This is a genomic window from Streptomyces roseochromogenus subsp. oscitans DS 12.976 (assembly GCF_000497445.1).
Classification (GTDB): Bacteria; Actinomycetota; Actinomycetes; order Streptomycetales; family Streptomycetaceae; genus Streptomyces; species Streptomyces oscitans.
Genome location: NZ_CM002285.1, coordinates 4088939 through 4097881 on the forward strand (window position 1 = coordinate 4088939; position 8943 = coordinate 4097881).

Genomic DNA, 8943 nt, shown 5'->3' on the forward strand with positions numbered 1-8943 from the left:
GAACCCTCGTGATCCCGGTCCGGGCCCGCGCCCCGCAGCCCGGCTTTGTCAGTGCCCGCAGGTAGATTCGTCTGAAGCCGGTGTGCCGCCCGCACGCGGTACGGGCCGGTCATTCCCGACGATTGCAGGAGTGATTCGCGTGGATCGTGTCGCGCTGCGCGGCCTCAGGGCCCGCGGGCACCACGGTGTGTTCCCCAAGGAGCGCGAGGAGGGCCAGACCTTCATCGTCGACCTCGTCCTGGGGCTGGACACCCGGCCGGCCGCGGCCGACGACGACCTGGCGAAGACCGTGCACTACGGCATCGTGGCCGAGGAGGTCGCGGCCGTGGTCGCGGGCGAGCCGGTCGACCTCATCGAGACCCTCGCCGAGCGAATCGCCCAGACCTGTCTGAAGCACGAAGGGGTCCAGGAGGTCGAAGTCTGCGTCCACAAGCCGGACGCGCCGATCACCGTCCCCTTCGATGATGTGACCGTCACCATCACCCGGAGCCGAGTATGACCCGACCTTTCCTCCAGGGTCACAGCGACCCGACCGTCCAGCCGGTGCCCGCCTCGGTCGTCGAGCAGGTCGACGCCGCCGACACGACCCTGCAGAACCCCAAATGGGCCGTGATCTCCATCGGCTCCAACCTCGGCAACCGCCTGGAGACCCTCCAGGGCGCCGTCGACGCGCTCGAGGACACTCCAGGCGTGCGCGTCAAAGCGGTCTCCCCGGTGTACGAGACGGAGCCGTGGGGCGTCGAGCCCGGCAGCCAGCCGTCGTACTTCAACGCGGTGGTGATCCTGAAGACCACTTTGCCCCCCGCCTCCCTGCTGGAGCGGGCGCACGCCGTCGAAGAGGCCTTCAAGCGGGTCCGCGACGAGCACTGGGGCCCGCGCACCCTGGACGTCGACATCGTCGCCTACGCGGACGTCACCTCCGACGACCCTCAGCTCACCCTGCCCCACCCGCGCGCCCACGAACGCGCCTTCGTGCTCGCGCCCTGGCACGACGTGGACCCGCAGGCCCAGCTGCCCGGCCGCGGCCCGGTGGCCGAACTGCTGTCGGCCATCACCCGCGCGGGCGTCGAACCCCGCGAGGACCTGGAACTCCGACTGCCCGAGTAGTCGTTAAGGTCAAGACGACAAGGTCGACACGACCGCAGTCCGGACCGGTCCGGGGGAGCTGAAGGGACACCGTGAGAGAGCTGCGCATCAGGGTGCTGGCGGGCGTGTTCGTCGTGGCCGGGATCCTGTCCTGGGCGGGCGCCCGCCTCTGGAACTCGATCGGGACCCTCCCCAGCGTCCCCCTGGCCGCGCCCGTCGTGCTCGCCCTGATCGCGGTGGTCCTGCTCTCGACGGCGCTGTCGCTGCGCGCCCGTCTCAAGGCCCAGCGCGAGCGCCGCCCCGGTGCGAAGGGCGTCGACCCGCTGATGGCCGCCCGCGCGGTCGTCTTCGGCCAGGCCAGCGCCCTGGTCGCCGCCCTCGTCGCCGGCATGTACGGCGGCACGGGCGTCTTCCTGCTGGAGCTGCTCGACATCCCGACCCGCCGCGACCAGGCCCTCTACGCCGGCTTCTCGGTCCTGGCAGGCGTCGGCGTGATAGCGGCGGCACTGTTCCTGGAACGGGTGTGCAGGCTCCCGGAGGACGACGACCAGAACCCCCCGGGGGCAGAGCCGGTGGCATGACCACCGGCCCGGGGCGAAGACCTCGGCGGCGTGAGCCTAGGCATCAGCGCCGATGTGGGCGTCCAAGGGTCAGCGCGCCATGATGAGGCTCATCGCCTCATTCCGTGTGGCCACGTTCCGCAGCTGACCACGGACAGCGGACGTTATGGTCTTCGCCCCCGGCTTGCGGATACCGCGCATGGACATGCACATGTGCTCGCACTCGATGACCACGATCACGCCTCGCGGCTCCAGGATCGTCATCAGGGAGTCGGCGATCTGCGTCGTGAGACGTTCCTGCACCTGGGGGCGGCGCGCGAAGACGTCCACGAGCCGGGCCAGCTTGGACAGGCCGGTGATCTTTCCGGTCGTCGACGGGATGTAGCCGACGTGCGCGACTCCCCGGAACGGCACCAGATGATGTTCACAGGTGCTGTACACCTCGATGTCCTTCACCAGGACCATCTCGTCGTGCCCCAGGTCGAACGTCGTCGTCAGGACGTCCTCGGGCTTCTGCCACAAGCCCGCGAAGATCTCCTTGTACGCCCGTGCCACCCGAGCCGGGGTCTCCCGCAGGCCTTCGCGGTCCGGGTCCTCGCCGACCGCGATCAGCAGCTCGCGTACGGCGTTCTCGGCGCGCTTCTCGTCGAACTCGCCGATGCGGCCCTCACCGTCCAGCGTCACGGGGTCGGTCATCTGGTTCCTCGTTCCTGAGCCTTCACACGTGGCGGCAGCCACATGTTCATGTTGCGGACATAAGAACGCCGCGCCCCCAGGCTAAAACCTGGCGGACGCGGCGTTCATTCCGGGCCGGGTGGCCGAAAGCCGTCAGCTTTCCGAGCGGTCCTCCGGGGTCTGGTCCGTCACCGGGGCCGACTCCGCGGCGGTGGACTTGACCGTGCTGATCGCGGCCGTCGCTCCGTTCGTACCGTTGGTCAGTGCCAGCTCCTTCGGGGAGAGCACCGGCGGGCGGGTGGACGGGGTGCGGCGCGAAGAGCCGGTCCAGGCAGGCCGCGGCGGGCGCTTGACGATCGGGGCGAAGATCTCGGCGATCTCCTCCTTGCCCAGGGTCTCCTTCTCCAGCAGGTGAAGGACGAGCTGGTCGAGCACGTCGCGGTTCTCGACCAGGATCTCCCAGGCCTCGTTGTGCGCGGTCTCGATGAGCTTCTTGACCTCTTCGTCGACCAGCGCGGCGACCTCTTCCGAGTAGTCACGCTGGTGAGCCATCTCACGGCCGAGGAAGGGCTCGCTGTTGTCGCCGCCGAACTTGATGGCGCCGAGCCGCTCGGTCATGCCGTACTGGGTGACCATCGCGCGGGCCAGGTTGGTGGCCTTCTCGATGTCGTTCGCGGCGCCGGTGGTCGGGTCGTGGAAGACCAGTTCTTCGGCGGCGCGGCCGCCCAGCATGTAGGCCAGCTGGTCGAGCATCTCGTTGCGCGTGGTCGAGTACTTGTCCTCGTCCGGCAGGACCATCGTGTAGCCGAGGGCGCGGCCGCGGGACAGGATCGTGATCTTGTGGACCGGGTCGGAGTTCGGCGAGGCCGCCGCGACCAGGGCGTGACCGCCCTCGTGGTACGCGGTGATCTTCTTCTCCTTGTCCGACATGATCCGGGTCCGCTTCTGCGGGCCCGCGACCACACGGTCGATCGCCTCGTCCAGCGCCCTGTTGTCGATCAGCTTCTGGTCGCCTCGGGCGGTGAGCAGCGCGGCCTCGTTCAGCACGTTCGCGAGGTCGGCGCCGGTCATGCCCGGGGTGCGGCGGGCGACGGCGGACAGGTCGACGTCGGGCGCGACCGGCTTGCCCTTCTGGTGGACCTTGAGGATCTCCAGACGGCCCTGCAGGTCCGGCGGGTCGACCGCGATCTGCCGGTCGAAGCGGCCCGGGCGCAGCAGCGCCGGGTCGAGGATGTCGGGCCGGTTGGTGGCGGCGATCAGGATGACGCCGCCCTTGACGTCGAAGCCGTCCATCTCGACGAGCAGCTGGTTCAGGGTCTGCTCGCGCTCGTCGTGACCACCGCCGAGGCCGGCACCGCGATGGCGGCCGACCGCGTCGATCTCGTCGACGAAGACGATCGCCGGGGCGTTCGCCTTGGCCTGCTCGAACAGGTCACGGACTCGGGAGGCACCGACACCGACGAACATCTCGACGAAGTCGGAACCGGAGATCGAGTAGAAGGGGACGCCCGCCTCGCCGGCGACGGCGCGCGCGAGCAGGGTCTTGCCGGTACCCGGGCGGCCGTAGAGCAGCACGCCCTTGGGGATCTTGGCGCCGACGGCCTGGAACTTGGCCGGCTCCTGCAGGAACTCCTTGATCTCGTGGAGCTCCTCGACGGCCTCGTCGCAGCCGGCGACGTCGGAGAAGGTCGTCTTCGGGGTGTCCTTGGTGATGAGCTTGGCCTTGGACTTGCCGAAGTTCATGACCCGGGAGCCGCCGCCCTGCATCTGGTTCATCAGGAACAGGAAGACGACCACGATCAGGACGAAGGGCAGCAGGGAGAGCAGGACGCCGACGAACGGGTTCTGCTTGGACGGCGACACCGTGTAGCCGTCCGGGATCTGCTTGTCCTGGTACTTGGTCTGCAGAGTGCCGGCGACGGTCTCGCCCTGCCGGTCGATGTAGCTCGCCTGGATCTTCGAGCTGCCGTCGACCTTGTAACCGTCCTTGAGCGTGACCTTGATGCTCTGCTCGTCACCGGTGGTCAGCTTGGCCGACTGGACCTTGTTGTCGTTGATCGCCGCCACGACCTGGCCGGTGTCCACCGTCTTGTAGCCGCCGGACGAGCCGACGACCTGCATCAACACGACCACGGCAAGGACGGCCAGCACGATCCACATGACCGGCCCACGGAAGTATCGCTTCACGTCCATCCATACGGAGCGGTACCGCCCCGTCCCTCCTGCCATAGTGAGTTTGATAAGACAGTTCTTCTGACGGTACCCCAGCATGGATGCCCGAAGCCGCACGATGCCGCTTCGACGGCGGGGAAACCCGTCTCTGCATGCTTCAACGGCACGGAACCCGCCGGGGTTCCCGATCGTCCTACAAGGCTTGAGCCGACTGGCTCACACCAACCGGTCCGGCTCAGCCGCCGTAGACGTGAGGCGCGAGCGTACCGACGAACGGCAGGTTGCGGTACTTCTCGGCGTAATCGAGGCCGTAGCCGACGACGAACTCGTTCGGGATGTCGAAGCCGACCCACTCGACGTCGATGGCGACCTTGGCCGCGTCGGGCTTGCGCAGCAGCGTGCACACCTTCAGGGAGGCGGGCTCGCGGGAGCCGAGGTTGTTGATCAGCCAGGACAGGGTCAGGCCGGAGTCGATGATGTCCTCGACGATCAGGACGTGCTTGCCCTTGATGTCGGTGTCGAGGTCCTTGAGGATCCGCACGACACCGGAGGACTGGGTGCCCGCGCCGTAGGAGGACACGGCCATCCAGTCCATGGTGAGAGGGGTGGACAGCGCCCGCGCGAGGTCTGCCATGACCATCACGGCGCCCTTGAGGACGCCGACGATGAGCAGGTCCTTGCCCTCGTACTCCGCGTCGATCTTCGCGGCCAGCTCGGCCAGCTTCGCGTCGATCTCTTCCTTGCTGATGAGCACCTGCTGGAGGTCGGCACCCATGTCTTTCGCGTCCACCCGCATCACTTTCGGTCGTCCCGCACTTACGGCCGCAGTCACGGCCACCGGCTGCCCGGGCCGGCCGCCGGAGGGTCGCTCCGCGGGGCCGGGATTCAGCCTTGCCGAATCACCAGTCTGCCACCCTGGCGCTGGGCGACGACTTTGCCCGGGAGATTGATGGCTCCCTGGCCGCGCCAGCCGGTGATCAGACGGTCGACTTCCTCGATGTGGCGGGCGAACAGCGAACCGGCCGGGGCACCGGCCTCGATGGCCGCGCGGCGCAGGATCCGGCGGCGTACGGCGGGCGGCAGGGCGTAGAGCTTGGCGCATTCCAGCAGGCCCGTGGCGTCACGTACGGAGGCCTCGGCCTGGCTGGCCCAGGCGTCGAGGGCGTCGGCGTCGTCGCGGGAGAGCTGGGCGGTGCGGGCGAGCGCCTCCACGACTCCTTTGCCGAGGGCCTTCTCCAGCGCGGGCAGGCCTTCGTGCCGGAGCCGGGAGCGGGTGTAGGCCGGGTCGGTGTTGTGCGGGTCGTCCCAGACCGGCAGGGACTGGGCCATGCAGGCCTTGCGGGCGGTCTGCCGGTCGAGTGCCAGGAAGGGCCGCCGGTAGCGGCCGCCGGTCCCCGAGACCGCGGCCATCCCGGACAGGGAGCGGATGCCGGAGCCGCGGGCGAGGCCGAGCAGGACGGTTTCGGCCTGGTCGTCGCGGGTGTGGCCGAGGAGGATCGCCGTGGCCCCGTGGCGTTCGGCGACGGCGTCGAGGGCGGCGTAGCGGGCGTCGCGGGCGGCTGCTTCGGGGCCGCCGTCGCGGCCGACGGTGACGGCGACGCACTCGACCGGGTCGAGACCGAGTTCTTGCAGGCGCAGCGCGACCTCGTCGGCGCGGAGGCCGGAGCCGGGCTGGAGGCCGTGGTCGACGGTGACGCCACCGGCGCGGACACCGAGCCGGGGCGCCTCGAAGGCGAGGGCGGAGGCGAGGGCCATGGAGTCGGCGCCGCCGGAGCACGCTACGAGCACGAGCGGGGAGGGGGACCGCTCGGCTGTCCGGTGCGTGCGCTCGCCGGAGGCCTGCCGGCCGAGCCCGCTGGGGGTGTGGTCGTCGTTGAGGATGTCGTGGAGGACGCGGCGGACCGCCAGGCGTATCGCCGCGACCGCAGGATGGGGACCCATGTCCGGTTCCCTTCATGAAGTTTTCGGGGGGTGAGCCCGAGTCGGTCACTCAGAGTGTGTAGATGGTGACAGAACCGGGCGGTTCCCCGAGCATTGCACGCCTACGCATGCCCCACGGTCCCTCGGACGGGTGATTGGAGGGGCGTTCGCCTGCCGCAGGCCGGATTCCATTCACGACGTGTCCATGCCGTTCACGACTCTGCCTTGCGGTGCACCCGCGCGACCCAGTCCGCCGGTTTGGCGATCTCCGCCTTGGTGGGCAGGGTGTTGGGCGAGGTCCACACGCGGTTGAAGCCGTCGGTGCCGACCTGCTCGACGACGGCTCGTACGAACCTCTCGCCGTCCCGGTACTGCCTCAGTTTGGCATCCAGACCCAGCAGCTTGCGCAGGGCGAGATCGAGCCGGGAGGCGCCCTTGGCGCGACGCTGCTGGAACTTCTCGCGGATCTCCGAGACGGTCGGTACGACGCTGGGGCCGACACCGTCCATGACGTAGTCGGCGTGCCCCTCCAGCAGGGACATCACGGCGGTGAGCCGGCTGAGGATCTCGCGCTGGGCCGGGGTCTGCACCAGCTCCACGAAGGAGCGGCCGCCGTCGTCCTCCTCGCCCTCGGGGCGGCCTCCGGCGAGGGACTGGGCGGCTTCCCTGATGCGCTCCAGGAAGGTCATCGGGTCGACGTCGGTCTCCGCCAAGAACGACTGGATTTCGCCCTCCAGGTGGTCGCGCAGCCAGGGCACGGCCGTGAACTGGGTGCGGTGGGTCTCCTCGTGCAGGCACACCCACAGCCGGAAGTCGTGCGGCTCGACGTCGAGTTCGCGCTCGACGTGGACGATGTTGGGGGCGACGAGGAGGAGGCGGCCGCCGCCGTTCTCGCCGGCGGGGAGATCGCGGGTGGCGGGGGCGAAGGTCTCGTACTGGCCGAGGACGCGGGAGGACAGGAACGACAGCAGCATGCCGAGTTCCACGCCGGTGACCTTGCCGCCGACGGTGCCGAGGACGGCGCTGCCGGGGCTGCCGGCACGGCGTTCCTGCATCTTCTCCAGGAGCGGTTTGAGGATCTCGCGGAAACCGGCGACGTTGGCGCGGACCCAGCCGGGGCGGTCGACCACGAGGACGGGGGTGTCGTGGGTTTCCTCGGTGCCCATACGAGTGAAGCCCCGGACGTGTTCCTCCGAGGACTTCGCGTGCCGGCGCAGCTCCGCGACGACGGCGCGGGCCTCGTCGCGGCTGACGTCGGGGCCCGGTCGCACGAGCCGCGTCGCGGTCGCCACCGCGAGGTTCCAGTCGACCATCCCGGGAGATGTGGTGCCACCGAAGCCAGTCATGCTGTCAACCGTACGTGAGCGTTCCCGCTTCGGGCAGGCCGTGTGAGGTCGGCGGTGGCCGGGGGTGTTGCCGGGGTACCCGATGCCGGCGGCTACTTGCAGCCGCAGCTCGCCAGTGCCGTCGCCGTTTTGTCCAGGGCGGACTCGGCCTCCGCGGGGTTTGCCGTGCCGGAGGCCATGAAGGCGAAGGCCAGCAGGCGGCCGTCGCTGTCCACGACCGTGCCGGCGAGGGTGTTCACCCCGGTCAGGGTGCCGGTCTTGGCGCGTACGACACCTGCCGCGCTGTCGGTGTAGCGGTCGGCCAGGGTGCCGGTGAAGCCGGCCACGGGCAGGCCGGTGAGGACGGGGCGCAGGCCGGGGCGGCCGGGGTCGCCGGCGGTGACCAGGAGGCCGGTGAGGAGGTCGGCGGTGAGCCTGTCGTCGCGGTCGAGGCCGCTGCCGTCGTGGAAGGCGGCGCCGGACATCGGCAGGCCGAGCTTGGTCAGCCGCGCGGAGATCGCCTTGGCACCTCCGTCGAAGCTGCCGGGCTCGCCGCTGGCGAGGGCCGTCTGGCGGGCCAGGTGCTCGGCGATGTCGTTGTCGCTGTTGGTCAGCATGCGCTCGACCAGGACGGACAGCGGGGGCGAGGAGACCGTGGCGAGGGTCTCCGCGCGCGTGCTGGCCTTGGAGGGACCGGGGGCCGTGGTGGTGATGCCGGCGTCCTCCAGGAAGCCCGCGAACTTGCCGGCCGCGTCCTTCGCCGGGTCGTTCACGCGGGCCGCCGGACCGCTGGTGGAGTCGTCGGTGCGGCCCTCGTCGGCGGTCAGGGCGCTGACCGGCGCCAGGTTGTCGTTGACGCCGATGGGGTGCAGGGCGGGTCCGGAGTACAGGGTCGTGTCGTAGGAGAGCGTGACCTTGTGGATGCCGCGCTTCCGGAGTGCTTTCGCGCTGCTCGCCGCCAGCGTGCGCAGACTGGCCCAGCCGTCGGCGTTCTTGTGGGCGGTGAGAGTGGGGTCGCCGCCGCCCACCAGGACGAGTTCGCCGGTGTCGGGTTCGAGGGCGGCGCCAGTGGTGAGGCGATGGTCGGGGCCCAGGGCGGACAGGGCGGCGACCGCGGTGGCGATCTTGGTGGTGGAGGCCGGGGTGAGGGCCTTGTTGTCGTCGGCGCCGTACACGCGCGTGCCGGTCACCATGTCGACGACGGC

General features: G+C 70.0%; 9 protein-coding genes. 3 read left to right on the top strand and 6 right to left on the bottom strand.

Translation table 11 applies throughout. The annotated features are described in order from the left end of the window. Window positions 1-139 precede the first annotated feature (139 nt). The 3 genes from folB (at window position 140) to M878_RS67400 (ending at window position 1667) form a co-directional block, all read left to right on the top strand. Window positions 140-499 carry a dihydroneopterin aldolase gene (gene folB / locus M878_RS67390; protein WP_023547700.1) on the top strand — a complete coding sequence of 120 codons (360 nt, stop codon included), beginning with the start codon at window positions 140-142 and terminating at the stop codon, window positions 497-499. Beyond that, window positions 496-1107, top strand: a complete 612-nt coding sequence (gene folK, locus M878_RS67395; RefSeq protein ID WP_023547701.1) for a 2-amino-4-hydroxy-6-hydroxymethyldihydropteridine diphosphokinase — start codon at window positions 496-498, stop codon at window positions 1105-1107. Before folB ends, folK begins: the two co-directional genes overlap by 4 nt. Before the next feature lie 71 nt (window positions 1108-1178). Beyond that, on the top strand, window positions 1179-1667 hold the full coding sequence (locus tag M878_RS67400; protein WP_023547702.1) for a DUF3180 domain-containing protein: 489 nt from the start codon (window positions 1179-1181) through the stop codon (window positions 1665-1667). Window positions 1668-1736: 69 nt separating this feature from the next. Here M878_RS67400 and folE read toward each other — a convergent pair whose 3' ends face one another. From folE to dacB, 6 genes are all read right to left on the bottom strand, one after another. Next, window positions 1737-2342, bottom strand: coding sequence for a GTP cyclohydrolase I FolE (folE, locus tag M878_RS67405; protein ID WP_023547703.1), 606 nt, complete (start codon window positions 2340-2342; stop codon window positions 1737-1739). A gap of 132 nt (window positions 2343-2474) precedes the next feature. After that, window positions 2475-4514 carry an ATP-dependent zinc metalloprotease FtsH gene (ftsH, locus tag M878_RS67410; RefSeq protein WP_023547704.1) on the bottom strand — a complete coding sequence of 680 codons (2040 nt, stop codon included), beginning with the start codon at window positions 4512-4514 and terminating at the stop codon, window positions 2475-2477. 214 nt (window positions 4515-4728) lie between these two features. After that, window positions 4729-5289, bottom strand: a complete 561-nt coding sequence (hpt, locus tag M878_RS67415; RefSeq protein ID WP_023547705.1) for a hypoxanthine phosphoribosyltransferase — start codon at window positions 5287-5289, stop codon at window positions 4729-4731. Window positions 5290-5378: 89 nt separating this feature from the next. Next, complete coding sequence (gene tilS / locus M878_RS67420; RefSeq protein ID WP_023547706.1) at window positions 5379-6434, bottom strand: tRNA lysidine(34) synthetase TilS; 1056 nt, start codon at window positions 6432-6434, stop codon at window positions 5379-5381. Window positions 6435-6625: 191 nt separating this feature from the next. Beyond that, entirely contained in the window at window positions 6626-7759 is a 1134-nt protein-coding gene (locus tag M878_RS67425; RefSeq protein WP_031225171.1) for a zinc-dependent metalloprotease, read from the bottom strand. Between the two features lie 92 nt (window positions 7760-7851). Beyond that, window positions 7852-8943 (bottom strand): D-alanyl-D-alanine carboxypeptidase/D-alanyl-D-alanine endopeptidase (dacB, locus tag M878_RS67430; protein WP_023547708.1); only part of this gene is annotated, 1092 nt, incomplete at its 5' end.

What these genes read in the sequence shown, in the direction of transcription:
- hpt (WP_023547705.1), bottom strand. Translation starts at nt 5,289, where the DNA reads ATGCGGGTGGACGCGAAAGACATGGGTGCCGACCTCCAGCAGGTGCTC.
- ftsH (WP_023547704.1), bottom strand. Translation starts at nt 4,514, where the DNA reads ATGGACGTGAAGCGATACTTCCGTGGGCCGGTCATGTGGATCGTGCTG.
- folE (WP_023547703.1), bottom strand. Translation starts at nt 2,342, where the DNA reads ATGACCGACCCCGTGACGCTGGACGGTGAGGGCCGCATCGGCGAGTTC.
- M878_RS67425 (WP_031225171.1), bottom strand. Translation starts at nt 7,759, where the DNA reads ATGACTGGCTTCGGTGGCACCACATCTCCCGGGATGGTCGACTGGAAC.
- folK (WP_023547701.1), top strand. Translation starts at nt 496, where the DNA reads ATGACCCGACCTTTCCTCCAGGGTCACAGCGACCCGACCGTCCAGCCG.
- tilS (WP_023547706.1), bottom strand. Translation starts at nt 6,434, where the DNA reads ATGGGTCCCCATCCTGCGGTCGCGGCGATACGCCTGGCGGTCCGCCGC.